The organism is Niallia sp. FSL W8-0951 (genome assembly GCF_038006525.1).
GTDB lineage: Bacteria > Bacillota > Bacilli > Bacillales > Cytobacillaceae > Niallia > Niallia circulans.
In genome coordinates, this window is sequence record NZ_JBBOVK010000001.1 from 333,054 (window position 1) to 359,614 (window position 26,561).

25 protein-coding genes and 1 pseudogene are annotated in these 26,561 nt (G+C 36.3%); 22 read left to right on the forward strand and 4 right to left on the reverse strand.

Annotated elements, in window-relative coordinates:
• The first annotated feature begins 126 nt into the window (after positions 1 to 126).
• From nirB to NSS71_RS01465, 6 genes are all read left to right on the forward strand, one after another.
• Complete coding sequence (gene nirB / locus NSS71_RS01440; RefSeq protein ID WP_341151245.1) at positions 127 to 2,532, forward strand: nitrite reductase large subunit NirB; 2,406 nt, start codon at positions 127 to 129, stop codon at positions 2,530 to 2,532.
• Positions 2,533 to 2,564: 32 nt separating this feature from the next.
• Entirely contained in the window at positions 2,565 to 2,882 is a 318-nt protein-coding gene (nirD, locus tag NSS71_RS01445; RefSeq protein WP_047941450.1) for a nitrite reductase small subunit NirD, read from the forward strand.
• A gap of 3 nt (positions 2,883 to 2,885) precedes the next feature.
• Positions 2,886 to 4,322, forward strand: coding sequence for a uroporphyrinogen-III C-methyltransferase (gene cobA, locus NSS71_RS01450; RefSeq protein ID WP_047941451.1), 1,437 nt, complete (start codon positions 2,886 to 2,888; stop codon positions 4,320 to 4,322).
• Positions 4,322 to 5,044 (forward strand): sirohydrochlorin chelatase, encoded by a 723-nt coding sequence (locus NSS71_RS01455; RefSeq protein ID WP_341151246.1) that lies wholly within the window; start codon positions 4,322 to 4,324, stop codon positions 5,042 to 5,044. Before cobA ends, NSS71_RS01455 begins: the two co-directional genes overlap by 1 nt.
• A gap of 25 nt (positions 5,045 to 5,069) precedes the next feature.
• The gene (locus tag NSS71_RS01460) at positions 5,070 to 5,870 is read left to right on the forward strand and encodes a formate/nitrite transporter family protein (RefSeq protein WP_061800207.1); all 801 of its coding nucleotides are present in this window, start codon (positions 5,070 to 5,072) and stop codon (positions 5,868 to 5,870) included.
• Between the two features lie 158 nt (positions 5,871 to 6,028).
• Positions 6,029 to 7,312: an erythromycin esterase family protein gene (locus NSS71_RS01465; protein WP_341151247.1), complete on the forward strand. Its 1,284-nt coding sequence runs from the start codon at positions 6,029 to 6,031 to the stop codon at positions 7,310 to 7,312.
• Between the two features lie 323 nt (positions 7,313 to 7,635).
• Here NSS71_RS01465 and NSS71_RS01470 read toward each other — a convergent pair whose 3' ends face one another.
• Positions 7,636 to 8,013, reverse strand: a complete 378-nt coding sequence (locus tag NSS71_RS01470) for an SLAP domain-containing protein (RefSeq protein ID WP_172865105.1) — start codon at positions 8,011 to 8,013, stop codon at positions 7,636 to 7,638.
• Positions 8,014 to 8,479: 466 nt separating this feature from the next.
• Between NSS71_RS01470 and NSS71_RS01475 the strand changes: the two genes are divergently transcribed.
• The 6 genes and pseudogenes from NSS71_RS01475 to NSS71_RS01500 all read left to right on the forward strand — a co-directional run bounded on the left by NSS71_RS01475 (position 8,480) and on the right by NSS71_RS01500 (position 13,412).
• Entirely contained in the window at positions 8,480 to 9,106 is a 627-nt protein-coding gene (locus NSS71_RS01475) for a metal-dependent hydrolase (RefSeq protein ID WP_047941456.1), read from the forward strand.
• A gap of 178 nt (positions 9,107 to 9,284) precedes the next feature.
• Positions 9,285 to 10,388: a DUF4236 domain-containing protein gene (locus NSS71_RS01480; protein WP_144581151.1), complete on the forward strand. Its 1,104-nt coding sequence runs from the start codon at positions 9,285 to 9,287 to the stop codon at positions 10,386 to 10,388.
• Between the two features lie 149 nt (positions 10,389 to 10,537).
• Entirely contained in the window at positions 10,538 to 11,734 is a 1,197-nt protein-coding gene (locus NSS71_RS01485; RefSeq protein ID WP_341151248.1) for a GTP-binding protein, read from the forward strand.
• 129 nt (positions 11,735 to 11,863) lie between these two features.
• A pseudogene (gene rpsN, locus NSS71_RS01490) lies at positions 11,864 to 12,139 on the forward strand (30S ribosomal protein S14).
• Between the two features lie 26 nt (positions 12,140 to 12,165).
• Positions 12,166 to 12,417 (forward strand): type B 50S ribosomal protein L31, encoded by a 252-nt coding sequence (locus NSS71_RS01495; RefSeq protein WP_047941460.1) that lies wholly within the window; start codon positions 12,166 to 12,168, stop codon positions 12,415 to 12,417.
• A 104-nt stretch (positions 12,418 to 12,521) separates the two neighbouring features.
• Complete coding sequence (locus NSS71_RS01500; RefSeq protein ID WP_047941461.1) at positions 12,522 to 13,412, forward strand: fructose bisphosphate aldolase; 891 nt, start codon at positions 12,522 to 12,524, stop codon at positions 13,410 to 13,412.
• A gap of 116 nt (positions 13,413 to 13,528) precedes the next feature.
• Here the strand turns inward: NSS71_RS01500 and NSS71_RS01505 are convergent, their stop codons facing one another.
• Positions 13,529 to 14,776, reverse strand: a complete 1,248-nt coding sequence (locus NSS71_RS01505; protein ID WP_144544472.1) for a DUF438 domain-containing protein — start codon at positions 14,774 to 14,776, stop codon at positions 13,529 to 13,531.
• Between the two features lie 8 nt (positions 14,777 to 14,784).
• Positions 14,785 to 15,018 carry a DUF1858 domain-containing protein gene (locus NSS71_RS01510; RefSeq protein WP_144544470.1) on the reverse strand — a complete coding sequence of 78 codons (234 nt, stop codon included), beginning with the start codon at positions 15,016 to 15,018 and terminating at the stop codon, positions 14,785 to 14,787.
• Between the two features lie 323 nt (positions 15,019 to 15,341).
• Here NSS71_RS01510 and NSS71_RS01515 point away from each other — a divergent pair, with 323 nt between their 5' ends.
• The 7 genes from NSS71_RS01515 (at position 15,342) to NSS71_RS01545 (ending at position 21,831) form a co-directional block, all read left to right on the forward strand.
• Positions 15,342 to 15,791 carry a PTS sugar transporter subunit IIA gene (locus NSS71_RS01515; RefSeq protein WP_235850318.1) on the forward strand — a complete coding sequence of 150 codons (450 nt, stop codon included), beginning with the start codon at positions 15,342 to 15,344 and terminating at the stop codon, positions 15,789 to 15,791.
• Positions 15,792 to 15,806: 15 nt separating this feature from the next.
• Complete coding sequence (locus tag NSS71_RS01520) at positions 15,807 to 16,094, forward strand: PTS sugar transporter subunit IIB (RefSeq protein ID WP_047941465.1); 288 nt, start codon at positions 15,807 to 15,809, stop codon at positions 16,092 to 16,094.
• A 20-nt stretch (positions 16,095 to 16,114) separates the two neighbouring features.
• On the forward strand, positions 16,115 to 17,377 hold the full coding sequence (locus tag NSS71_RS01525) for a PTS ascorbate transporter subunit IIC (protein ID WP_235844517.1): 1,263 nt from the start codon (positions 16,115 to 16,117) through the stop codon (positions 17,375 to 17,377).
• 52 nt (positions 17,378 to 17,429) lie between these two features.
• Positions 17,430 to 18,017, forward strand: coding sequence for an SIS domain-containing protein (locus tag NSS71_RS01530; RefSeq protein WP_047941466.1), 588 nt, complete (start codon positions 17,430 to 17,432; stop codon positions 18,015 to 18,017).
• A gap of 77 nt (positions 18,018 to 18,094) precedes the next feature.
• A complete protein-coding gene (gene dapA, locus NSS71_RS01535; protein ID WP_341151249.1) occupies positions 18,095 to 19,021 on the forward strand; it encodes a 4-hydroxy-tetrahydrodipicolinate synthase in 927 nt (308 codons plus the stop codon).
• Positions 19,008 to 19,643: a ketohydroxyglutarate aldolase gene (locus tag NSS71_RS01540; protein ID WP_061799794.1), complete on the forward strand. Its 636-nt coding sequence runs from the start codon at positions 19,008 to 19,010 to the stop codon at positions 19,641 to 19,643. Before dapA ends, NSS71_RS01540 begins: the two co-directional genes overlap by 14 nt.
• Before the next feature lie 106 nt (positions 19,644 to 19,749).
• Positions 19,750 to 21,831, forward strand: coding sequence for a BglG family transcription antiterminator (locus tag NSS71_RS01545; protein ID WP_341151250.1), 2,082 nt, complete (start codon positions 19,750 to 19,752; stop codon positions 21,829 to 21,831).
• Between the two features lie 118 nt (positions 21,832 to 21,949).
• Here NSS71_RS01545 and NSS71_RS01550 read toward each other — a convergent pair whose 3' ends face one another.
• Positions 21,950 to 22,723: a DeoR/GlpR family DNA-binding transcription regulator gene (locus NSS71_RS01550; protein ID WP_047941469.1), complete on the reverse strand. Its 774-nt coding sequence runs from the start codon at positions 22,721 to 22,723 to the stop codon at positions 21,950 to 21,952.
• A 475-nt stretch (positions 22,724 to 23,198) separates the two neighbouring features.
• Between NSS71_RS01550 and iolA the strand changes: the two genes are divergently transcribed.
• From iolA to iolC, 3 genes are all read left to right on the forward strand, one after another.
• Positions 23,199 to 24,659: a methylmalonate-semialdehyde dehydrogenase gene (iolA, locus tag NSS71_RS01555; RefSeq protein ID WP_047941470.1), complete on the forward strand. Its 1,461-nt coding sequence runs from the start codon at positions 23,199 to 23,201 to the stop codon at positions 24,657 to 24,659.
• A 69-nt stretch (positions 24,660 to 24,728) separates the two neighbouring features.
• On the forward strand, positions 24,729 to 25,544 hold the full coding sequence (gene iolB, locus NSS71_RS01560) for a 5-deoxy-glucuronate isomerase (protein WP_047941471.1): 816 nt from the start codon (positions 24,729 to 24,731) through the stop codon (positions 25,542 to 25,544).
• A 20-nt stretch (positions 25,545 to 25,564) separates the two neighbouring features.
• Entirely contained in the window at positions 25,565 to 26,554 is a 990-nt protein-coding gene (iolC, locus tag NSS71_RS01565; RefSeq protein WP_061799789.1) for a 5-dehydro-2-deoxygluconokinase, read from the forward strand.
• Positions 26,555 to 26,561 lie beyond the last annotated feature (7 nt).

Below are 26,561 nucleotides of genomic sequence, written 5' to 3' on the forward strand. Positions count from 1 at the left end.
ACTATTCTCATTAGCATAGTGATAAGAGGACTTATGAAAATTATGAACGGATTGTTTATTATGGATTTTCATGTGATTTATTTCACAAAATAATTACCTTACTAGATAAGTCTTGGAGGGACGAAAATGAAAAAGAGATTAGTGATGATTGGAAATGGAATGGCAGGAGTTCGGACGATTGAAGAAATATTGAAGAGAAATGCTGACCTTTTTGACATAACGATTATTGGGGATGAGCCTTATCCAAACTATAATCGGATTATGCTTTCAAATGTTTTGCAAGGGAAAACAACTGTAAATGATATTCATATTAATGACTGGAAGTGGTATCAAGAGAATCATATTCATCTTTTAACAGGCGAAAAAGCAATAAAGATTGTTCGCGAAGAGAAAGCGGTTCTTACGGATAAAGGAAAAACGATAGAATATGATGAACTTATCCTTGCAACAGGATCTAGTGCCTTTATTTTACCGATACCTGGAAGTGATTTAGAAGGTGTAATTGGATTCAGAACCATTGACGATACGGAAAAAATGATGGAAACAGCAAAGACTTATAAAAAAGCGGTTGTTATCGGCGGAGGATTACTAGGATTAGAAGCCGCAAGAGGATTAATAGATCGTGGAATGGAAGTTCATGTTGTTCACTTATTACCAACTTTAATGGAGCAGCAATTAGATGCAGCGGCAGCAAATCTTCTTAGAAAAGATTTAGAAGCACAAGGTATGAAATTCTTAATGGAAAAACAGACGGCAGAGATATATGGAGATAAACGAGTTCAAGGATTGAAATTTGCAGATGGAACAACAGTTGATTGTGATCTTGTCGTAATGGCTGTTGGTATTAGACCAAATGTAGCAATTGCCCGTGAGGCAGGGTTAGAAGTGAATCGCGCGATCATTGTTAATGATCATATGGTTACATCTGACCCATCTGTCTTTGCAGTAGGGGAATGTGCAGAGCATAATGGAATTGCCTATGGATTAGTTGCTCCTCTATATGAACAAGGAATGGCTCTTGCCGATTATATAACAGGCAAAGAAGGAAAAGGATATCAAGGATCAATTCTTTCTACTCAATTGAAAGTAGCAGGATGTGATTTATTCTCAGGAGGGAAAATCCATGAGGATGAAAATACGGAAGCGATTATTGTTCATGACCATTTTGCAAAAGTCTACAAAAAGATTTTAGTAACAGATAATAAAATTGTTGGAATTGTCTTATACGGAGATGCTTCCGATGGAACTCGGCTATTTAATATGTTGAAGAAACAAGCAGATATTAGTGAGTATACAAGTTCCTCTGTATTGAGCAAGAGCGGAGAGGACGCAGAAGAAGATTTAGCAGCAAGCATGAGTGCAGATGACACTGTATGCGGCTGTAATGGGGTAACAAAAGGTACTATCGTTCATTCTATCCTAGAGCAAGGATTAACTACTTTTGAAGAAGTGAAAGGATGTACAAAGGCAGGAGCATCTTGTGGTAAATGTAAACCACTAGTTGAAGGGATTTTAGCGCATACACTTGGTGACAGTTTTGATGCATCCATTCAAAAAACAGGGATGTGTGGCTGTACAACACTTACTCGTGATGAAGTAGTAGCGCAAATAAAAGAAATGCAGCTTAAATCTCCAAAAGAAGTTAGAATGGTGCTTGGTTTTGCAAGTGAAGAAGGCTGTTCAAAATGCCGCCCAGCGTTAAACTATTATATGCGTATGCTGTTCCCAGAAGAGTATGAGGACGATAAGGCATCAAGATTTGTTAATGAGAAAATGGAAGGGAATATTCAAAAAGATGGTACTTTCTCGATTATTCCTCGTATGTATGGCGGAACAACTACTGCAGAGGATTTAGTGAAAATCGGAGAGGTAGCGAAAAAATACAATGTGCCATTAGTGAAAATTACCGGGGCAAGCCGGATTGGATTATATGGCGTGAAGAAAGAAGATGTCCCACATGTTTGGGAAGAGCTAGGAATGCGTTCTGGTTATGCTTATTCTAAATCTCTTCGTAACGTAAAATCATGTGTTGGGTCAAGATTTTGCCGCTTCGGCACCCAAGATTCATTGGGACTTGGCATTAAGTTAGAACAAGAACTAGAAATGGTCGACACTCCGCATAAAATGAAAATGGGAGTAACAGGCTGTCCAAGAAACTGTGCAGAAGTATTGACAAAAGACTTTGGTGTTATTTGTGTAGAAAATGGCTATCAATTATATATTGGCGGAAATGGCGGAACAGAAGTACGTGAATGCGATAGCTTAACAACAGTTCAAACAGAAGAAGAAGTAATTACAATGGCCAAGGCATTTGTTCAATATTATCGTGAAAATGCGAATTATGGAGAAAGAACGGCTCCATGGGTGGAACGTATGGGGATTAAAACAGTGAAAGAAACACTATTAAATGCTAGAAATATGAAACAGTTTGTAAGCAGATTTGAGCGTGCAAAAACAACATACGAAGAAGCATGGTCTTCTGTCTTAAACGACCAAACGAAGAGAGAAATGTATGAAGTGATAAAAGGCTAATAGCTATAGAACAAAAATGGAGGGAATACATGATGACGGCAACTTTAGAATGGAATAAGATTATGAAACTAGCTGATTTACCTAAACAAATTGGTAAAGAGGTTCATTTAAAAGGAAAATCAATTGCTTTATTTCATCTATCTAATGGAGAGGTTAGAGCTATTGCGAATAACTGTCCCCATCAAAATGGTCCATTGGCAGAAGGAATTGTATCAGGTGAATTTGTTTTCTGTCCATTGCATGATTGGAAAATTTCTTTAGTCACAGGAGAAGTTCAAAAACCAGATGATGGCTGTGTAGAGGTTTATGAAACACAAATAAAAGATGATTATATTTATATAATGGTGTAAGAGATGAATACGAACAAGGGGTATGTAGCATTTGTTGGAGCAGGGCCTGGGGATATTGGTTTAATTACAACTAAGGGGATAGAATGTTTAAAAAAAGCAGATATTGTCTTGTATGATCGACTTGCCAATCCACGCTTATTACGTTTTACAAGCAAAGATTGTGTGTTTATCTATTGTGGAAAATTGCCAAATAATCACATTATGAGACAAGAAAAGATTAACGAAACATTAGTAGCAGAAGCTTTAAAAGGAAAGTATGTTGTGCGGTTAAAAGGAGGAGATCCTTCTGTTTTTGGAAGAGTCGGGGAAGAAGCAGAAGCAATAGCAGCATATGATATTCCTTTTGACATAGTACCTGGTGTGACGTCAAGCATTGCAGCAAGTGCTTATGCCGGTATTCCGGTAACACACCGAGATTATAGTACTAGCTTTACGATACGAACAGGCCATGCTTGTAAGAAAAATGAAGCTGCCATTCATCATAAGCCTAAGCAAGAAGCGATAGGAGATACACTTGCTTATTATATGGGGGTGAAAGGCTTACCGGGAATTTGTGAAAGCTTAATAGCTCAAGGCAAGGCTAGTGACACAAAAGCAGCAGTTATTGAGTGGGCCACTCTGGGAAAACAACGAGTAGTCGAAGGAACCTTAGAAACAATAGTAGAAAAGGTAAAGGAAGCAAAGCTTGGAAACCCAGCATTAACAATAATTGGTGATGTTGTCCAGTTAAGATCGTCTATTGCATGGTTCGAGAAAAAATCCTTTTATCAAAAGAAGCTATTGATTGCAAAAAGCTCATCAGAAGAAAGTGTGCTAGAAAGATATTTTTCTAAAAATGGTGCAGAAGCTTATGCCTTCCCTACCATAAAATCTAACCCTCATTCCTATACAGCGGAGGAGCTGCAATTGATAGTAAATGCGGAAAGACTGATTTTTGCTTCCGTAGAAGGAGTAGAACTTGTGTTTACCCAGCTGTTTAAAGCAAATTATGATGTGAGGGATCTTCCTCGACAAATAGAACATCTGTCTGATAAAACACGCAAGGAATTAGAAAAAAGAGGCATACACAGTCTAAAGGCATCGTATGACAAAAGAAGTGCTATTTTAATAGGAAATGAACAAGCAATCGAGAAACAAGCCTTCTCCGATAATTTACTAGCACTACCTAGCCATACTATTGAAATAGATGAACGTTTTCAAGAAGTAAATGAACGCTTGTTGACAGAAAACCAATGGGAAACGGTTATTTTTCCAAATAAACGGTCTATTGATTTATTTTTACAAGAATGGCGTAAATTTAGCACGGAGAATCCGATGGAATTGTCATTCGCGGCAATCGGCCAATCGGTGCAGGAGTATGCTGTTAAGCAGGGATTTAATCATATAGATGAACAGGTACAGCAAGTATTAGATAATCAGAAATGGAAGTGTGAGAGCTGATGGATGCAGTTGTGTATATTGGCCATGGCAGCCGTATAATTGAAGGTAATAAACAATTCATCGCATTTATCGAAGAAGCAAAAAAAGAAATAAATATTCCTGTTCAAGAAATTGCTTTCTTAGAATTAGCGTCACCATCTATTGATGAAACGATGGAAAAAGTAATCCGGGCTGGAGCAAGGGATATTCTCGTCGTACCTGTTCTATTATTTTCAGCAGCTCATTTTAAAAGAGATATACCAGAAGAATTACTGGCAGTGAAAGAAAGGTTTCCAGAAGTACGATTTTCTGTTTCTAAACCATTTGATGTCCATCCCAAAATGATGAACTTAGTTAGGAAAAGAATCTATGAAAAAGGATGGGATCATGATGGAGTAATTCTATTAGTCGCGAGGGGCAGCAGTGATCCCGAACCAATTGGGAAGCTGAAGAAAATAAGTGAGCATATACAAAAACAATTAGCTTGCTCTGTATATCCTGCATTTTTAACAGCAGGGAAGCCAGACTTTGATGAGGAACTACAAAAGCTTCAATTAGCATATAACAAGATTTATATTGTCCCTTATTTACTTTTTACAGGAAGGTTATTAAAAAGAATCGAGAGCAAGATAGAAAACAGCGACAAAGAAGTGATTGTTTGTCAGCCTTTAAAATACGACCATTTGATGAAGGAAGTTTTGCTGGAAAGAATGGAAGAGCAATTCATGAGCCTTACAATATAAAACAAAAAGGTAGAGGAGTGTCGTTATGAAAGAGGTTATTACTGCATTTAGTAATACGGCATTAATGAAAAGCAATGCTTTAAATACAAGTAAAAAGAAGTATTTAGTTGGTTCAATGCTTGCTGGTTTTTTTGTTGGATTAGGAATTATTCTTATTTTTACAATTGGCGGCTTACTTGGTGCGACCGGATTTGCAGGTACCAAAATTGTCATGGGAGTCTCCTTTGGGATTGCATTGAGTTTAGTTATTATGGCAGGGGCTGACTTATTTACCGGTAATAATATGGTAATGACAATAGGCATGCTGGAGAATAAAGTCACATGGAAGGATACCGGAAAAGTGTGGGGATACAGCTATATCGGCAACTTTATCGGCTCTATTATCGTTGCATTATTATTTAGTTATTCTGGTTTGGCAATTGGAGGGGTAGCAGAATTTATAACAAACGGAGCGGCAGCAAAAATGAATGCTCCTTTTATGGAATTATTGATTCGAGGGATTCTCTGTAATATTCTCGTTTGTTTAGCAGTTTGGTGTTCCGTAAAATTAAAGGATGAAACAGCGAAATTAATTATGATCTTTTGGTGTCTGTTTGCCTTTATTACATCAGGCTTTGAACATAGTGTCGCCAATATGACCTTGTTGTCTATTGCACTCATCATTCCTCATCCTGAAACCGTATCGATCGGCGGACTAATTGCTAATTTACTGCCAGTTACAATTGGGAATATTATCGGTGGAGCTGTTTTTGTAGGAGCTGCTTATTGGTATCATATATCAGAGAAGACAAAAGCAGTGGTTAAATCTTTTAAAAAAGAGGCTTAAATTTATTTATGTGTATGATATCACAAATTGGCTATCTCGTTGGAAAAAGAGATAGCTTTTTTATACTTTTTCAGCATAATTTTAAAAGCGTATAACGTATTATTTTCGGAACAAAATAAAAGGTGGGAAAAAACGTATTTTAAAGGATGTGCAAAAAAGTGGTTACAAAAATAAATGAAATACTTCAGCCTATTCAACAATATAGTCAACCATTTAAGAATATAGAAGATTTGCGGCACTTAATCAAAAAAGCAAGTAAGTCAAAATATGCATTATTAGGAGAAGCCACCCATGGTACGGCAGAATTTTATACGATTCGAGCAGAGATAAGCAAGAAGTTGATTAGTGAGTATGGTTTTTCCTTTATTGCTGTGGAAGGAGATTGGCCTTCCTGCTATGAGGTGAACCGATACATCAAGGGAAGATCTAATTATACCGATGCCAGGGAGGTGCTCTCACAATTCCAGCGATGGCCGACGTGGATGTGGGCAAATGAAGAAATTATTCCGCTTATTGAGTGGCTGAAAGAACATAACCAATCGAAGCAGGAAGAAGAAAAGGTTGGTTTTTATGGGATTGATGTTTATAGCTTATGGGAATCGATGGAAGCGATTATTGCCTATTTGCAAAAAATAAATTCTCCAGATCTTGAAAAGGCAATGCAGGCCATTACTTGTTTTCAACCATATAATAAGCGGCCAGAGCAATATGGCATGTCTGCAGCATTTTTAGGAGAAAGCTGTCGGGAGGAAGTACTAGAGCTTTTACATTCCATTATGTCAAAAAGAAAGCAGTATTTGGAGGAGAATAGGGAAAACTACCTTAATTTGCAAATGAACGGAATCGTATCGAAAAATGCAGAATCCTATTATAAAACAATGCTTACAGATGATACAGAATCTTGGAATATTCGTGATCATCATATGGTGGAAGCTTTAGAAATCATCCGTCATTTTTATGGGGAGGAAGCGAAGGGAATTGTTTGGGAACATAATACGCATATTGGTGATGCGAGAGCAACTAGTATGGAGCAAGAAGGCATAGTAAATGTTGGACAAATAACAAGGGAAAAGTTTGGGTCGCAAAATGTATATGCTATTGGTTTTGGTACATATAAAGGGACTGTCATTGCAGCGGAGAAATGGGGAGATCCTTATAAAATAATGAATATACCCGAAGCCCAAAAGAACAGCTGGGAAGAGCAGCTTCATCGGGTTGGCTCTTTTAATCAAACATTCATCTTTACGGAAGATAACCGCCGTTTTTTTAACCAAATAATCGGTCATCGCGCAATCGGAGTTATTTATGATGCAGCATATGAACAGTATGGAAATTATGTCCCGACGAAAGTTTCTGAACGTTATGATGGGTTTATTTTCGTTGATCAGTCGACAGCAGTTACACCGATTGCGATCAATGCTGAAACAAGTAACCATGGGTAAACGAAAAAAGTCTAAATAATTTTAAGTAGCCAAAAAAAGCTAGAATAGAAGCTTTTTGGCTATTTTTCATTAGAAAAAGTGCTGTTAGTTTAATCACAGACAATCGTTTGCCCATGTTTCGAGGCTGGCAGACTGATACTTGCCTAGCCACTTTAAAGTATCGCAACAAGATAGATGGAATTACAGCGTACTATAACATAGATTGGGATTAGTCTTTAAAGCATTGAAACGATTAATCTGCTTATAGGGGATAAAGTAGCAAAAATGGAGGCTAACGATTTAGTGTTAACCTCCATTTCGTATGAATGATTATAGTTTAGCACCTAGCTGAACTTTATTGTTCCATTCTTAAAAGAAGAGCTCATTTGATAAGAACCTTTGGGGAAAATAAACGTCCAAGGCATACTTGTATGGGCTGGAATAACAAAATTTGGAAGGGTGAAAGTCCTTTCAGCAATGATATCTCCGTTAATAGAATAAGCCAATTTAGTATCATGGAATACCAGTGGACTATCTGCGAAATTATGAACCAATACAGAAACAAGCAATGCTTCTTTGTGATTAAATGCTTCTCGGATAGGGGAGAAAAGGATGTTTAAACTTGTTAAATCCTTAGTTTCTCGGAAGATTTTTTCTATATTTATTCGATCCTGAGGTGCTAATTGTTTATCCCAGGAAGCTTCAAATTGTAATTGCTGCATATCAACAAAACCACCTTTTGAAGTGAGTGTAACATAAGTGAATGAAAGAATCTATTAATGCTGACTTATGCACTATTTGTTTTTCTTAGTCAGTAAATTTAAGATGAAATCTAAACCGAAAGCAACTAGCAATCCTGACCAAAAAATGACGGTTGTGCTAAAAGGCTCCTTCTTGAAAAACAGGGAGCTGGTACAGTTGATAAATAACAATAATAAATAGATGTAGAACCCGGCTATTGCTCCTTTTCGCCAATTAGCCGCTTCACTGTTAGACATTTTTCTGAAAAACATTATTCTCATACACCTACTTTAATTTTCTGCGTTACCATTATTTTACCATTAACTAGTTTTTAGTTTAATAGACATTATCTATTTTCTGTAAATGAAATTAATACTAAACAGAACAAATGTTTTGGTGTAGAATAGTAATGTTGCAAAACTATTAAATGTTAGAGGGGTAATCAACTTGAATGGAACATCACATGCTGTAATTGGATCAGCGACTGGATTTATTGTTGCTAATACGGTGCAATCCACACCATCAGAGACACTCTTGTTTGTTTCTTTAGGAGCAGTGTCTGGATTAATTCCCGATCTTGATATTGATGGGAAACTTAGAGGGAAAATTACTTTGCCCCATCAAATGATTCAACTATCTGCCCAAGTCATCGGAATAATGATGATTCTATATAGCTTCTTTGATAGAACGGCTTTAGAGAGGTGGATGGGTGTCGGAATCGGTATACTGATTTTATTTATTGCATCTTTGATTAAACAAAAACATATGCTTACTATCACTGGTATCGCTGTTCTGATGGGAGGAATATCTCTAGAAGAGCGCTGGATTATTCTGCTGGGAATTTATATCATGATTGCATCTTTTACTTCCCACCGAAGTTATACACACTCCATCTTAGGGGTGATCTTTTTTGGAATTATTGCAGCTGATTTAGAGACATCACTCGATATTAATGGATTGTTTTACACTTGTATAGGCGGATACATAAGTCATCTACTAGCTGATTTAAAAATACTGCCAGTTAATAAGCGCGGTGTTAAACTGTTCTTACCTTTATCATCAAAGGAATTTTAATTAGTTGATAGTTATCTATCTTTATACATAACTAGAAGTTAGATAGGAAGAATCCCCCATTCAGGCGTGAGGAGGATTCATTCTATTGGAAGCATAAATCATTAACATTGTCTAATCAGTTATAATCGAAGTTTACATGCGATTATGTTATAATATGGAAAAAGAGGGGGCGTTAAGTATGGGATACGGTTTTCGCAAGAGTTTTAAAATAGCTCCTGGTGTTCGTGTAAATGTGGGCAAAAAAAGTGTGGGCATAAGCGCTGGTGTAAAAGGGTTAAGATACAGTGTGAACTCACGGACAGGCAGTAGAGTGACAGCAAGTATTCCAGGAACAGGATTATCTTATAGTACGTCAGGATCGGGAAGCAGAAGTAGAAAATCGCCTGCCTATCAAAGACAAACTGATATAAATAGAAGACAACGAGAGATAGCAAAGCTAAATGAATTAGAGCAGGCAAGGCTTGCGGTGGAGGCATATGAAAATACGATCGAGCGTATCCATAGCATTCATATAGAAGCAGATGATCCTGTTAATTGGATTAAAGTAAGAGGTTCAGAAGCACCTTATCAACTTCCAAGTGGAGAAATGGGGGAAAAGGAAAAAGCGGCATTACAGAAGCTGCAAAATTATAAACCAAGTCTTTTTTCTAAACTTTTCAATCGAGAAGCTGCGGAACAGAAGCTGCGAGAAGAAGTGATAGCAGCAAGCGAACAGGATAAACAAGAATATCTTGCCTGGGAGCGAGACGTACAGGTTGCTACAAAGGTGTTAGAAGGGGATATAGATACATATTTTCAAGTTATCGAAGAATTTGCTCCATTAGACGACTTAACGGAATTTGGAAGCGGGTTTGAATTTGGCTGCGAGGACCCGAAAGTAATGGAAATTGAATTTGAAGTAAATACAGAGGATGTTGTTCCGAAAGAACAATTATCTTTAACGAAAACAGGGAAACTTTCTAAAAAACAAATGCCGAAGGGCAGATACTTTGATATTCAACAAGATTACGTATGCAGCTGTGTAATCCGAATTGCCCGTGATATGTTTGCTTTATTACCCTTACATACGGTCTATATCCATGCAGTCGATAATCGTTTAAATACCGCAACCGGATATATAGAGAAAATCACCATTCTATCTGTCAAATTAGAAAGAGGCAAACTAAATAGATTAAATTTTGCTAATATCGACTGCTCCGACGCTTTAGAAGCTTTCGAACACAAAATGAATTTCAAAAAGACTAAAGGCTTTGAACCAGTCACTCGATTAGCGATAAAATAAGAGAATCAGAGGAGACGATTCTAATGAGGGCTTTTTTAATGCAAGGGACTCAGAAGAACGTTTCCTTGATACCCTTGCTTTTTTTTATTAATGAGTTTATTATATAAATCGTAATGATTACGATTTATATAAAATGGAGGAGTGGTAAAATGAAAAAAATACCAGTTACGGTGCTAAGTGGTTATTTAGGGGCAGGGAAGACGACTTTGCTGAATCATATTTTACATAATCGAGATGGGTTGAAGGTTGCAGTAATTGTAAATGACATGAGTGAAGTGAATATTGATAGTGAATTAGTGCAAACAGTAGGTGGATTTTCCCGAACAGAGGAGAAGCTTGTAGAAATGTCTAATGGCTGCATTTGCTGTACATTGCGTGAAGATTTGCTTGTTGAAGTGGAAAGGCTGGCGATAGAAGGGGATATTGATTATATTTTAATTGAATCCTCGGGTATTAGTGAGCCTATCCCGGTTGCCCAGACTTTTTCTTATATTGACGAAGAGATGGGGATTGACCTAACAAAGTTTTGCAAGCTGGATACAATGGTAACGGTCGTAGATGCAAATCGCTTTTGGCATGATTATGAGTCAGGAGACTCACTGCTTGATCGAAAAGAGGCAGTGGGAGAAGAGGATGACAGAAATGTCGCTGATTTATTAATCGACCAAATTGAATTTTGCGATGTTCTCATCTTGAATAAATGTGATTTAGTAAAAGCGGAGGATTTGGACAAATTAGAGAAGGTAATTAGAACGTTGCAGCCAGTTGCTAGAATTATTCGGACAGTGAACAGCGAGATAGATCCGCACGAAATACTAGATACGAATCTATTTGACTTTGACAGGGCTAGTGAATCGGCAGGCTGGCTCAGAGAGTTAAATCTAGGTCCGAGCATGCATACTCCAGAAACAGAGGAATATGGAATTAGCTCGTTTGTTTATTCTAGCAAAAAGCCATTTCATTCAGAACGTTTCAATGATTGGTGCCACTCTATGCCACTCTCTATTGTACGGGCGAAAGGGATAGCATGGTGTGCGACGAGGAATGACTTAGCATTATTATTATCGCAGGCAGGTCCTTCCGTAAGTATTGAGCCAATTTCTTACTGGGTTGCAGCACTTCCAGAAGTTAGGCAAGAGGAAATTTTGCAGGTCAATCCTAGTTTGCGCGGAAATTGGGACCCTCAATTTGGAGACAGACATACAAAACTTGTATTAATCGGAATGGATTTAAATGTAGAGCTTATAAAAAAGGAACTGGATGAATGTTTATTAACAGAAGAAGAGTTTCTTGGAGAGTGGCAGCAGTTGAGAGATCCATTTTATTGGCAGTTATCAGCAATATGATTTCGCAGAAGCAGAAAACTTGCAAATCGTAATCATTTCGTTTTAATATATAAGAAAAGTATAAAGTAAATAAATTTTGATTAGGTAAATCGTAATGGTGACGATTTGTGGTAAAGGAGGAAAAACAGCTTGGCAAAAAAATCAAAGGTAGTAAAAGAAAGAAAAAGAAGAGAAATAGTGGAGAAATACGCTGAAATTCGCAGAGAGTTGAAGGAGAGGGGCGATTTTGAAGCATTAAGAAAACTGCCGAGAGATTGAGATTCCTCACCTACTAGGTTGAAAAATAGATGTGAAGCTACAGGAAGGCCGAGAGGTTATTTAAGAAAATTCAAAATGTCTAGGATTGCATTTAGAGAGTATGCGCATAAAGGACAAATACCTGGTGTGAAAAAATCTAGCTGGTAATAAGAAAAATTGGAGGAATGATTAGTATGAAAAAAGGAATACATCCAAATTATCAAGAAGTTGTTTTTATGGATGTTAATAGCGGATTCCAATTTTTATCTGGATCCACTAAACAATCAAAAGAAGAAATTGTTTGGAAAGATGGAAAAACCTACCCGCTTCTAAAAGTAGAAATCAGTTCTGATACACATCCCTTTTATACTGGACGTCAAAAATTCTCCGATCGTGGTGGTAGAGTGGAACGCTTTTATGAAAAATATAAACAAAAAAAATCATAATAAATGAGTGTGATTTCCGTTTTCTTTTCTAATGAAATGTTTTAACTCCCTTGCGAATGTGAATAATTTAAGTAGAACGTGCAAATGAAAAGGAGGATAAAAATATGAACAGCCAATTAGAGAGAATGAAAACGAAAAAAGGGTTCATTGCTGCATTAGACCAAAGTGGTGGCAGTACGCCAAAAGCGCTGCTTCATTACGGAGTGCCAGAAAGTGCTTATACGAATGATGAGGAAATGTTCAATCTAGTACACAAAATGCGGACAAGGATTATTACTTCCCCAGCATTTAATTCTGAATATATTCTTGGAGCAATCTTATTTGAACAAACGATGGATAGCAAGATTGAAGGTATGTATACGGCGGATTATTTAGCACAGAAAAAAGACATCCTTCCCTTTTTAAAAATTGATAAAGGATTAGCAGATCAAGCAAATGGAGTTCAGCTAATGAAGCCAATCCCAGACTTGGATGAAATTTTGCGACGTGCCAATGAACGTAATATTTTTGGCACAAAAATGCGTTCTGTTATTAAGGAAGCTAATCGAGATGGAATTAAAGAAGTTGTGGAACAACAGTTTGAAATAGGAAAACAAATAATAGCAGCAGGATTAGTACCAATTATCGAACCGGAAGTAGATATTTATAGCCAGGATAGAGAACAGTCTGAGGCTATTTTGAAAGAAGAATTGTTAAAGCATCTTAATGACCTAAACGAAAATGAAAATGTCATGTTAAAGCTATCGATTCCTGCTATTGCGAATACTTATAAAGAATTAACCACCCATCCACGAGTGGTTCGAGTAGTTGCCCTTTCCGGAGGATATAGCAGAGAAGAAGCAAATCAAAAATTAAAAGAAAATGACAATATAATTGCAAGTTTCTCGAGAGCTCTAAGCGAAGAATTAAACGTTAATCAATCAGAGGAAGAATTCAATCAAAGCTTAAAAGAAGCCGTAACCTCTATTTACGAAGCTTCCACCGTCAAGGAATAAGGGGACATTTTTAATTGTAATTCCGTTTGAAAAAGAAAAACTATATATTTAGAAGATGAGAAAAAGAAATTTTAAATGGAAAGGCTCTGATACAGTTTATCAGAGCCTTTATACGATCAATCAAGAATTCTTTTTTCTCCGTCTATCGCTTGGATAGGATGTATATTCTGCGTGAACTCCAGTGTTCCCATATATTCGCTTTGTTCATTTCTTACAGCAAAGTACCGTATATATACATATTTATCTTTGAATTTAATCCAAAAGTCTTCACTATCTTTTTTTCCTGATTTAAAGTCATTTAATAACTTTTCTACTATATGCACGCTTTTTGGTGGATGACAGTTTTGGACAGTGCGTCCAATGACAGCTTTTGTTCGGGCGAAAATTCTTTCTTTTCCATGGGTAAAATAACGGACAACATCATCTTTATCAATAAAGGTAATATCCACTGGCAAATGATTCAGCATCAGCTCTAGCTGTTTGACAGATAAAATTCCAGTTTCAAATTGAATCAATCCACTTTCAATCTTATCTAAAGCAGAGCTCTCTTGCATAGATACTCGCTTTGGAATCCACTTTTCGACCGGATTGATTAAACAATAGCCAATTTCTTCGCTTTCCGCTGCAATTTTTATCCATTCATCTTCGGTTAAGGTGCTTAGGGCCATTGGAAAGAGAATATTCTCTTCTTTAAAAATCATTTCAGTAGCTTCTTGAATGATAAAGTAAATATTATTCAGAATGTCTTGTTTTTCTCCATGATAATCTTCCAATTGTTGCTGGGCTAATTTGATAGCTGCACGAATTCGATCATCTACTCCCCACATTACCTGGGTAGGTCCATATATACCGTATTTTTCAAGAAAGGGGAATAGTAAATTTTCCTTGCGGCTATAGTGTTTATCGATTTCTACTAATAATTGTATGTCTTCTGAAAGTTTTTGGATATTTTCTGGAGAATCTTCTTTTTCAAATCGTTCATAATGAAGCTGAAGCTTGAAATTCACCAACAAATCAATTTCCTTATTTTCCAGTTTAAAAGTATGGATTGGATGTCCAGCTTCTTCTTCAGCTTTTTGGGAAGTGGAGGCATGAATATCATCAATGGACCCTTTGAATACTGCTGTGTGCACGGAACATAATCGTTGTACCTCTTCAACTGGGATACCTTCCTCTTCCATTAATGCTTGTTCAAGCTGTGATATTTCCGATACCGATATATTACCAACTGCTTTTTCGAATTGAGCTTTAACTTCTTCCACGGACCTGCCAGCATGTAAATCTTTAATAATTTCTTTTAAAAGCTGCTGGCGCTCAGAAGCTTCTTTTTTTAATTCTGCTCGATTGTTTATTAATTCACTCATATGTTGTCTCATCCTTCTTCTATAATTGTAAATCCATGATCTATACAAGTTTGCTTTACTGTTTCCATTGATATTTTTCTTACGCGGCATCCCTTTGGAATCGTCATTATTCGTCCGGCAGTTTGTATTATGCGAGGGTCTGTAATCTTTTCAAAGCCAAGGTCTTTTAAAACGCTGACTAATTCTGGATAAGTAGTGGTTAGTTCTAAGATGGTTAGATTTAAATCTAATAGTTTAGCCAATCGATAACACCTCTTTTTCTGATAATGATTCTCAATGGAAGTATAACAAAATAATTAAAACAAAAATGTGATGGAAATCACACTTTAAAAATAATGGATAAACAATAGTACTTTTACAGGAGCTATTTTATTTAGGTTCATGATTTGTTTAGGCTCCCAACAAAATAAGAACTCAATGAACGTTGAAGAAGTAAGCGCTACAAACTACAATTTAATTAAAGGTGATCACTTTAAAAAATAAAGACATGGAGGATGTATAGCTTAAAAGAGAGTTAATACAATAAGGCTGAAATGAAAAAAAGGAAACGGCTTTAAAGGAGGTAGTGATATTGTTAAGCAATATCTTAGAGGAAGAATTTATCCAATTAAATGTGAGGGTGGATAATTGGGAGGAAGCAATTAGAAAAGGTACACTACCTCTCGTAATGAAAAACAAAATAACAAAAGAATATGTCAATAAAATAATCGAAATTGCTAAAACAATAGGACCATATATTGTCATTACTAAGCATGTAGCTTTACCACATGCTCCTGCAGAATTTGGGGCAAAGGAAACAGCAATTGGGATTACTACTTTAGAATATCCTGTTAGGTTTGGAAATGAAGCAAATGACCCGGTTAAGTACTTGTTCTGTTTAAGTGCTACAGATAGTAATAGTCATTTGGAAGCATTGGCAGAATTGGTAAAGCTCTTGGAAAATGAGGAGTTTTTTAAGCTGTTAGATACAAGCAGTAGTCCGAAAGAGATATTTTCATATATTAGTAAAATTTAAAAGGGAGAGATTTCTATGTATAAAGCATTAGTAGCGTGTCGAGCAGGTGTAGGTTCAAGTTTGATGCTAAAGATAAAGGTAAATGAGGTTGTGAAAGAAAATAAACTGCCTATCCAAGTCGAACATTCCTCATTGGATGGAGTGCCTGGGTTTGATGGCGAATTATTAATCACGCTTGTCGACGTTGCACAGGAATTGAGTAATAAAGGAATAAAGCAGCATATTATTGGTATTGCAAATATTGTAGATAAAAAAGAAATTCTTGAAAAATTAAATGCATTTTTACAGCAAACGGAAATTTGAATAGAAGGAGCTGTTAGTAAATGATGCAATTCATAATTAGTTTATTTAGTAATCCTGCAATCATTCTAGCGTTAGTTGCATTGATTGGATTGCTGGCACAAAAAAAGGCAATGACAGAAGTAATGACTGGCACCTTTAAAACACTGATTGGGTTTTTGATCTTTGGAATAGGTGCTAGTACAATGACAGCTGCATTGAAAAACTTTAATGTCTTATTCCAAGATGGCTTTGATTTAACTGGAGTTGTCGCATCTCCAGAAGCCGCAACAGCCCTTGCACAATCGGAGTATGGGTTTGTTGTATCCTGCACATTGATTTTAGGGTTTGTAATGAATCTAGTTTTTGCAAGAATAACTCCTATGAAGAATATTTTTTTTACAGGAGGGCATAGTTTATTCTTTGCATGTGTACTGTCGCTCATTATTAAATCTTATGGGTATTCAAATACTATTTCAATCCTTGTTGGCGGGGTTATTTTAGGATTTTGTTCAGCTGCTTTACCGCAATTATGTCAGCCTTTTATGCGGAAAATTACAGGCAGCAATGCTACTGCTATAGGGCATTTTAATATGTTAGGCTATGCTTTATCAGGCAGTATTGGAATGTTATTCAGCAAACATCAAGAGAAAAGCACGGAATCAATTAAATTTCCTGCTTGGTTATCTTTTTTTAGAGATTTTCTGATGGGAATGGCTGTTATCATGTTGATTCTTTTCTATGTCTCTGCTCTAAAGGCGGGAAAAGATGTTACACAAGAATTAGCTGGTACAACCCACTGGCTAGTCTTCCCCTTAATCCAAGCCTTTATGTTCACAGCAGGGATGTCGATTTTAATGACAGGTGTACGTATGTTTTTGGCCGAAATTACAGCAGCTTTTGTGTCTATCTCGGAGAAATTTATCCCAAATTCGCGTCCGGCTCTAGATGTTCCAACTGTCTTCCCATTTGCGCCAACAGCAGTAATTGTTGGTTTCCTGTCTGCATATGTAGCTGGACTTTTGGCAGTATTTATTATGGTGTTTTTTGATTTCCCAGTTGTTATTATACCTGCTGCTCATATTGCTTTCTTCTCAGGAGGAACGGCTGCGGTTTTTGGTAACTCAACAGGGGGCTGGAGAGGAGCAGTTGCAGGATCATTTGTGGTTGGATTATTACTAGCCCTCTTACCAACAGTTCTCTATCCAGTGTTTGCTGGTATGAATATTGAAGGGTCGACTTTTCCAAATATTGACTACAATATTACTGGTATGCTTCTCAATAAATTCTTAAGCTTTTTCCACTAAGTTTTAGTTAAGTTATGGGGAAAAAGAAATCAAGAGGAAAGGAAAAGAAGAAATGAGTGAGGCGAAGAACTATTTAGAATCGATACAAGAAGAGATGAATCAATTAATCAACCATATTTCCATAGCTAATCTAGAAGAAGCAAAGTCCTGTATTATTAATGCTGGGAAAAAAGGAAAACGATTACATCTCACGGGTATTGGAAAACCTAGCTATGTTGCACGTTATAGTGCATCTTTATTATCCTCTACCGGAACTCCAGCCTACTTTTTAGATGGAACAGAAGCAATTCATGGCTCGTCAGGTCAAGTAGTGGAAGGAGATGTCGTAATTGCCATTTCCAATAGTGGAGAGACAGAGGAATTAAAAAAGACGATTCATACTTTAAGAGAAAATGGGGCAATTATCATTTCCATTACAGGGAATCTGCAGTCCTCGATTGCTCGGCAAAGCGACTTTGCAATTTTTGCAGGTGTATCAAAGGAGGGGGATGGTCTTAATAAGCCTCCTAGAGCTTCTGTTGTTGCTGAACTGCTTGTACTGCAAACCTTATCAGTATTACTTCAAAATGAGATAGGCTTGGATGCACAAACTTATGTAAAGTGGCATCCTGGTGGAACCCTTGGACAGTCCATTAAATAATAGGAAATTTTAAAAGGCTATAGAGGAAGAAACTTTCTATAGCCAGCAAAATAAATAGTTTAACAGAGGTGAAGATAATGAGGCCTAGTGGAATCATTACGGCAATGGTTACCCCTTTTGATCAGGAGCAAAAGATAGATATACAAGCAACACGTAATCTAGTAAATCGCTTAATCCTTTCAAAGGTGGCTGGATTATTTATTTTAGGTACGAATGGAGAATTTCATGTTTTATCAAGAGAGGAAAAAGTCGAATTTGCCTCACTTGTCATTAATGAAACAAATAAACGCGTTCCCATTTTTGTAGGAACTGGAGGGAATAGCACAGCAGAAGTCATTTCTCTATCAAAAGAAATGGAGAAGCTGGGAGCAGATGCACTTTCTGTCATTACGCCATATTTTCTGTCGTTAACAGAAGATGAATTATACCATCATTATAAAAAAATTGCTGAATCGGTAAGTACTCCAATATTACTCTATAATATTCCGAAAAATACTGGTATTCACTTAAGCCCGCCATTAGTAGCACGACTGGCTAAGGTGGATAATATAGTAGGAATTAAAGATAGCAGCGGGGACATTGAAAATATTAAAAACTATATTAGCGTGACAAAAGAAGAGGCCTTTTCTGTTTTATCTGGGTCTGATTCTTTAATTTTAAAAGCTTTAGATGAAGGAGCGACAGGAGCAATTGCCGCAACTGCGAACCTATTAACATATATAGATGTCTCTATTTATAAGCATTGGCAAAAGGGCGAAAGACAGGAAGCAGAAGAAGCACAGCAAAGTTTAGAGGAGCTGCGTCGAGTATTAAAACTTGGTTCCACCCCTTCTATCTTAAAAAAGGCAATGGAGCTTGCGCAGATTCCAGTTGGGCCAGCTAGGTATCCAGTCTTAGAACCAAAAAGTGAAGTAATCGAAGAAATTAACTCGGTAATAGTAGCATATCTACAAAAATATCATCAATTATCGTATGAAGGGGCTGCTATTCATGTACAAAAATAACATTCTTAATAGAATCGAAAATACAGCAATTATGGCAATTGTAAGGGTAGAAACATTAGAACGTGCCTATGAAATTGCAGATGGATGCTTAGCTGGAGGAGTAGATGTATTAGAAATTAGCTACACATTACCAAATGCGGGGGAAATTATAAAGGGGTTAAATGAGAAATATGGTGCTCGTTTACTAGTAGGGGCTGGTACAGTCTTAGATACAGAAACAGCAAGATTAGCGATATTAGCTGGAGCGAAATTTATCATTGCACCAAATTACAAAGAAGAAGTTAGTAGAATATGCAATCGCTACCAAATACCTTATGCTCCAGGCTGTACAACCATTTCGGAGATGGTGGATGCGATGGAATCAGGTGCTTCCATGATTAAAGCATTCCCGATTTCTAATTATTACGGATCCCAGCTTGGAACAGTTTTCAAAACACCGATTCCTTATATGCCTATAATGGCTTCTGGAGGTGTAACGATAGATAATATCATAGATTGGTTTGAAAATGGAATTGACTGTGTAGGAATCGGTAGTTTGTTAACAAAAGGAACATCATCACAAATTGAACAAAATGCTAGAGAACTTGTAGAAAAATTAAGAGAATATCGAAACAAGAAGTGAAACATAGAGAATAAAGCAAGAGAAATAGTTAATGAGAAATAAGGCAGCAATCATTAGTCTATTTCTCTTCTATTATTAAATGTATCAATAAATGGAGTGAAGTCATTTGCTAGATGAACGATCATACCTCATTATCCAAAAAATTATTGAACGCCCATTTATAGAAAAGCAAAACTTACAAGAACAAACGAAATTAACGCAAAGACAAATTGATTATAGCCTAGAGAAAATAAATAGCTGGTTAGCATCCCATCATAAAAAACCAATCGAAATAAATAGCTACAATCAAATTTCTGTTGACTATGAAACGAGGGAATTATTAATAAATGAGGTATCAAATACTATTCCAGTTGATGAGTATGTGTTAAGTAGTGAGGAACGGATACAATATATGTTTCTTTATCTTTTCATAAACATAGAGTATCTGTCGATAAACCATTTCATTGATGCTTTAAAGGTTGGCAAAACAACAATAATGGGAGATTTAAAAGCTTTAGCTGCAAAATTACAGCATAGGGGAATTTCTTTGGAGTACAATCGGAAACAGGGATATCATTTGGTAGGAACCGAGAGCGAGATACGCTATTTAGGATTAAAGTTAATAGTAAAAGAATTAAATACAAATAATAACACCAAATTATTTGGCTATTTTATACGAGAAAATCATCTTGAAAGCTACGAGCAAATGAAGCAAATTGTATTATTTTATTCGAATAAACATAAGATTCATTTTATCGAGAACAGGTTAACAGAATTTATTTATTCCTTTTTATTTTTAAAGACAAGATTAAAAACGAAGGAATCTGTTAACTTCATCCATGAATGGAAATCGGTTAAATCTACAAAAGAATATCAGTTTGCAGAAGAGCTATTATCATTTTATCATTTGCAGAAGGAAGATAATATTTGCTACTTAACAGCCTGGGTACTAGGTCTAACATTAGGGGAGGCCGATGAATATCGCGAAGATTTTCCACTTATTATGGACTTGGTTGAACATATCCGCATGCGTTTTGAATCTTTTTCCGGCATTCGCTTTGAACACCCAAGAGAAGTATCTAAGCAAATTTTCCGGCATTTCCGATCTGCCTATTATAGATTGCTTTTTCATTTGCCGATCGTTAATCCATTGTATGAGAAGATTATAGAGGAATACAATCATCTATTTACTATAGTGAATGAAACGATGAAGCCGCTTAGCGTGCTATTTAAACATCCTATTCCCGCAGAAGAAGTAGCCTATTTGACGATTCATTTTGCATCCTTATCCAGGAATGAAAAAGAGGGAAAGGTAAATAAAAAAGTAGGTGTGATTGTTTGTCCAAATGGAGTTGGGAGTTCCTCTATTACGCATACCGTTTTAAAGTCTATTTTTCCCGAGTTCACTTTTTTAGCTCCTATCGAAACACAACAGCTGGATAAAATAGACGTTGATTATGATTTGTTATTTTCTACTGTACCAGATATTCGCTTGTTTTATACGAAAAAACCTGTTTTTATTGTAAGTCCTGTTATGGACATATCAGAAAAGTATCGTTTAATAAGAGATGTTTATACAGAGCTGGGGAATTCCTTTTTCAAATTGCCCAGTGTAGAATTAATTACGCAAATTGTGGAAAAGTATGCTGTAGTGAAAGAAAAAGAGCAAATGAAGCGAGAATTATACGAGTACTTTGCAGTAAATGAGAAAGTAGAGCTAAAAAAAGAGCAGGGACCAAATTTAAGTGAAATTATCTCCCCAAATCTTATTCAATTACGTGTATTGGCAAAGAATTGGCAAGATGCCATTTCCTTATCTGCCTTACCATTATTACAAGAAAGAAGAATAACAGAAAATTATATTCAGAAAATGATCGAAAATGCTAGGAAAGATGGTCCTTATATGGTCATCATGCCAAATGTAGCGCTTCCCCATGCAAGACCAGCAGATGGCGTAAATCAATTATCCATAAGTATAGCTGTATTGAATGAGCCAGTGTACTTTGATAAACATACAAATAAACCGGTTCAATTTGTCTTCTGTTTGGCAGCCATTAATCAGGAATTTCATTTGAATGCACTTTCACAGTTAGTACAATTGCTGGAAAAAGAGGAATTTTATCATATCTTAAAAACAAGTAATACTTCCGAAGAGGTTTTTGATTATATATGCTGTCAGGAAGAAACCAATTTAAAACTAGTGCCATAATAAGGGATGAGTGCTAATAAAACAAGGAAGGCAAGGCACCAATGAAGAGAAGGTGCCCTGCCTTATTGAATTTCTGAATGGAACATAGGTACACAGTAGAACGGTCCACCGGATTACCTTATTGGGTGATGTGCTCTTGGCTGGCTACAACGATTTCGATGTTGTTTTCTTGGGCGAATTCCTTGTATTCGCTGTTTGGTGCTTGATCGGTTACGATATAATCTACATCTTCTAATCGGCAATAAGTCATAAGGGCGTATTTTTCAAATTTCTTATGGTCTGTGAGCAAGAAGATTTTTGAACTTCTATCAACAACGTTTTTTTTGATTTCGCTTTCTAGTGGGGAAGAGTTTGTTACTCCATTAGAAATAGAAATACCTGTAGATGCCATGAATGCTTTATTGATATTATATTCTTTAATAATATCTGTACTTTTCACACTTGCAAAAGATTTGGTATTTCTTTGCAGGAGCCCCCCTAATGTAATGATATTTAAATTCTCATAAGGTAAAGCACGAATAATAAAATCCAAATTATTGGTAATGATCGTTAATTGTTTTTGTTTAACATATTCCATCATTTCAAGTGTGGTAGTTCCGCTATCGATAAAAATAATATCTCCATTCTCTACAAAACTAGCTGCGGATTTTCCGATTAATTCTTTTTCGTTTTTATTTTGAACTTGTCTTTCCGTAAAAGAAACTAATGTACTGTTATTAACCGCAACTCCTCCGTATACTTTTTTTAATTCGCCTCGATCCACTAATTCTTGTACGTCTCTCCTAATCGTATTCTTCGATACTTTAAAGACTGTGACTAATTCATCTAAAGATACTGTTTGATGTTCAAATACATAATCTTGTATTTGTTTAATTCTTTTTGTTTTTAACATATGATTCATCCTCTGTTTAGGTAATTTTTTAGTCCATGTACTCGATACTATTTCTTATGTTATCTATTTTAGGAGATTATAAACAATATCTGTTCTATTTTTGAAAGATTACTGGATACATATCGATTATACCAAAAAATAATCAAAAGTTCATCATTAAATTAAATATAATGATTATTTTATTGGGGGGATTTTAAGTATATTCCTATATTCACTGTTTAAGTTTTCCAAAAAAATAAAAAATATCGTTTGAAATGATTGACTGTAAGCGTTATACATATTATGATGTAATCATAAGTTATCAAAACTTAACCAAAAGATGATAATAACATCATTGGAAATACACTCGGTAAGTACAAGGGAAATGAATAAACAAATAATTGAGTGTTTTGGCTGGGAAAAGGTAAGATATTTTGGTTATGTTTTGGGATAAGAAACAGGAAATGTGAAAGTAGATCGTAGGAGGGAAAGGGAAATGGCTGTTGAAAAACTAAAAAATTATATAAATGGAGAATGGGTAGAAAGTAAAACGACTACATATGAAGATGTATATAATCCAGCTACTAAAGAAATAATCGCACAAGTGCCAATTTCTACAAAGGAAGATATTAATTATGCAGCAGAAGCAGCGAAAGTTGCGTTTGAAAAGTGGAAGAATATCGCTGTTCCTCGTCGGGCTAGAATTCTATTCAACTATCAACAACTATTAGCTCAACATAAAGAAGAATTAGCTCAGTTAATTACAATCGAGAATGGTAAAAACTTAACAGAAGCACTTGGTGAAGTTCAACGTGGGATTGAAAATGTAGAATTTGCGGCAGGTGCACCTTCATTAATGATGGGAGATTCTCTTTCATCGATTGCAACAGATGTTGAGGCTACTAATTATCGTTATCCAATTGGAGTAGTTGGCGGGATTGCACCATTTAATTTCCCAATGATGGTACCTTGCTGGATGTTTCCAATGGCGATTGCTGTAGGAAACACATTTATTTTAAAACCTTCTGAACGGACACCATTACTAACGAAAAGATTAGTAGAATTGTTTACAGAAGCAGGGCTGCCAAAGGGTGTATTTAATGTTGTGTATGGTGCCCATGATGTGGTAAACGGAATTTTAGAGCATCCAGAAATTAAAGCGATTTCGTTTGTAGGCTCTAAGCCTGTTGGGGAGTATGTATACAAAAAAGGAAGCGAAAATTTAAAACGAGTACAGGCGCTGACAGGAGCGAAAAATCATACCATTGTATTAAATGATGCGAATTTAGAAGAAACGATTACAAATGTTGTATCAGCTGCATTCGGTTCAGCTGGGGAACGTTGTATGGCATGTGCCGTAGTAACGGTGGAAGAAGGAATTGCGGATCAGTTTATGGAAGCTTTAAAAGAGAGAACAAAAAATATTAAAATCGGAAACGGTTTAGAAGATGGCGTGTTCTTAGGTCCTGTTATTAGAGAAGAGAATAAACAGCGCACACTTAGCTATATTGAAAAAGGAATTGAAGAAGGAGCTAATCTTGTATGTGACGGAAGAGAGACGGCGCCAGAGGATGGATTTTTTGTTGGACCAACTATTTTTGATCAGGTAACAACCGAAATGACCATTTGGAAGGATGAAATCTTTGCGCCTGTTCTATCCGTTATCCGTGTGAAAAATTTGCAGGAAGCGATTGAAATTGCAAATCAATCTGAATTTGCCAATGGTGCATGCTTGTTTACATCTAATGCATCGGCGATTCGTTATTTTAGAGAAAATATCGATGCGGGTATGCTTGGCATTAACCTTGGAGTACCAGCTCCAATGGCATTTTTCCCATTCTCAGGCTGGAAGTCTTCATTCTATGGAACATTACATGCAAATGGGAAAGACTCAGTAGATTTTTATACGCGTAAAAAAGTAGTAACAGCAAGATATGCAAAACCTTCTTTTGAATAATTGTAAGAAATCTGTACAGGGGATACGAGTGCCCTGTACAGAAAATAAAATAATAGGAGGTTAATAGAAGTGAGTAAGTTACTTCGTAAATATCAGCAAAAAGAAGAAAGAAATGGCGTGAAAACTATTCATGAGGTTCTAAAGGAAAATGCCCCTTTAGAATATGTCGAATTTAGATTGCTAGATTTTACGCCTGGTGCAAAATATACGGAGACGCTTCAAGACAAAGAATGCTGTATCGTCGTTGTTACTGGGAAAGTAACAGTCACGGATGGTACGTCTATTTTTGAAAATATTGGTACAAGAGAAAATGTCTTTGAACGAATTCCCACAGACAGTGTGTACGTATCAAATGACAAAACCTATGAAATTACAGCAGAGAAAAAGGCGGTAATTGCGCTTTGCTATTCCCCCTCATCTAAACCACTACCAACTAGATTACTGAAAGCAGAAGAAATAGGTGTAGAGGAGCGTGGTAAATTTAACAATAAGCGCCTTGTACATAATATCTTGCCAGACTCTGATCCCACAGCGAATAGTTTATTAGTTGTCGAGGTATTTACAGAAACAGCCAATTGGTCAAGTTACCCTCCCCATAAGCATGATGTGGATAACTTACCAGAGGAATCTTTTTTAGAAGAAACCTATTATCATGAAATCGATCCAAGACAGGGATTTGTTTTTCAACGCGTGTATACAGATGATCGCTCTTTAGATGAGACAATGGCCGTAGAGAATGGAGATGTTGTCATCGTTCCGAAAGGCTATCATCCCGTGGGAGTGCCAGACGGCTATGCATCATATTATCTAAATGTGATGGCGGGACCAAAGAGAATTTGGAAGTTTAATAATGATAAAGATCATGAATGGATCATTCATCGCTAAATAGAAAAGGGGTGCCTGAAATGGGTTACACATTTAACGATAAGAAAGAATTCGATATCATCGCAATTGGCAGAGCATGTATTGATCTAAATGCAGTAGAGTATAATCGTCCGATGGAAGATACGATGACTTTTTCTAAATATGTAGGAGGGTCTCCAGCTAATATCGCTATCGGTGCTAGTAAATTAGGGCTGAAAGCTGGATTTATCGGAAAGCTATCTGATGATCAGCATGGCAGATTTATAAAAAGATATATGCAAGGTGTTGGAATTGATGGTTCTAATATGGTGTTTGATAAAGAGGGACATAAAACAGGTCTTGCCTTTACGGAAATTTTAAGTCCTGAAGAATGCAGTATTTTAATGTATAGAGAGGATGTCGCTGATTTATATTTAACGCCTTCTGAAGTCAATGATGAATATATTAAAAAGGCTAAGGTCTTGCTTGTCTCCGGAACAGCTTTAGCGAAAAGTCCCTCCAGAGAAGCCGTCATTAAAGCGGTAAATGCAGCAAGAAAAGATAATGTCAAAGTTGTATTTGAATTGGATTATCGTCCTTATACATGGCAATCTCTTGAAGAAACAGCTGTTTACTATTCTTTAATTGCTGAACAGGCAGATATTGTAATCGGAACAAGAGATGAATTTGATGTAATGGAGAATACGAAAGACGGCAAAAATGAAGAAACAATTCGATATTTATTTAGTCACCAAGCAGATTTAGTCGTTATAAAACATGGTGTAAAGGGCTCTTATGCTTATACGAAGTCAGGGGAGCTTTATCGAGCTCAAGCCTATAAAACAAAGGTGCTTAAAACATTTGGTGCAGGAGATTCTTATGCATCAGCTTTCCTTTATGCATTGATTTCTGGAAAAGATATCGAAACAGCCCTTAAATATGGAAGTGCCTCTGCTTCAATCGTAGTAAGCAAACATAGTTCTTCTGAAGCAATGCCAACAGTAGAGGAGATTGAAGCCTTAATTAAGAAGAACGAAAAAGTGGAAGTTTAAAGAGGGG

Coding starts and splice junctions, on each gene's coding strand:
- NSS71_RS01495 (WP_047941460.1), top strand. CDS start 12,166: ATGAAAAAAGGAATACATCCAAATTATCAAGAAGTTGTTTTTATGGAT.
- NSS71_RS01540 (WP_061799794.1), top strand. CDS start 19,008: ATGTACAAAAATAACATTCTTAATAGAATCGAAAATACAGCAATTATG.
- NSS71_RS01550 (WP_047941469.1), bottom strand. CDS start 22,723: ATGTTAAAAACAAAAAGAATTAAACAAATACAAGATTATGTATTTGAA.
- NSS71_RS01520 (WP_047941465.1), top strand. CDS start 15,807: ATGTATAAAGCATTAGTAGCGTGTCGAGCAGGTGTAGGTTCAAGTTTG.
- iolA (WP_047941470.1), top strand. CDS start 23,199: ATGGCTGTTGAAAAACTAAAAAATTATATAAATGGAGAATGGGTAGAA.
- NSS71_RS01455 (WP_341151246.1), top strand. CDS start 4,322: ATGGATGCAGTTGTGTATATTGGCCATGGCAGCCGTATAATTGAAGGT.
- NSS71_RS01460 (WP_061800207.1), top strand. CDS start 5,070: ATGAAAGAGGTTATTACTGCATTTAGTAATACGGCATTAATGAAAAGC.
- nirB (WP_341151245.1), top strand. CDS start 127: ATGAAAAAGAGATTAGTGATGATTGGAAATGGAATGGCAGGAGTTCGG.
- dapA (WP_341151249.1), top strand. CDS start 18,095: ATGAGGCCTAGTGGAATCATTACGGCAATGGTTACCCCTTTTGATCAG.
- NSS71_RS01480 (WP_144581151.1), top strand. CDS start 9,285: ATGGGATACGGTTTTCGCAAGAGTTTTAAAATAGCTCCTGGTGTTCGT.
- NSS71_RS01500 (WP_047941461.1), top strand. CDS start 12,522: ATGAACAGCCAATTAGAGAGAATGAAAACGAAAAAAGGGTTCATTGCT.
- iolC (WP_061799789.1), top strand. CDS start 25,565: ATGGGTTACACATTTAACGATAAGAAAGAATTCGATATCATCGCAATT.
- NSS71_RS01505 (WP_144544472.1), bottom strand. CDS start 14,776: ATGAGTGAATTAATAAACAATCGAGCAGAATTAAAAAAAGAAGCTTCT.
- NSS71_RS01525 (WP_235844517.1), top strand. CDS start 16,115: ATGATGCAATTCATAATTAGTTTATTTAGTAATCCTGCAATCATTCTA.
- NSS71_RS01470 (WP_172865105.1), bottom strand. CDS start 8,013: ATGCAGCAATTACAATTTGAAGCTTCCTGGGATAAACAATTAGCACCT.
- NSS71_RS01530 (WP_047941466.1), top strand. CDS start 17,430: ATGAGTGAGGCGAAGAACTATTTAGAATCGATACAAGAAGAGATGAAT.
- nirD (WP_047941450.1), top strand. CDS start 2,565: ATGACGGCAACTTTAGAATGGAATAAGATTATGAAACTAGCTGATTTA.
- NSS71_RS01485 (WP_341151248.1), top strand. CDS start 10,538: ATGAAAAAAATACCAGTTACGGTGCTAAGTGGTTATTTAGGGGCAGGG.
- cobA (WP_047941451.1), top strand. CDS start 2,886: ATGAATACGAACAAGGGGTATGTAGCATTTGTTGGAGCAGGGCCTGGG.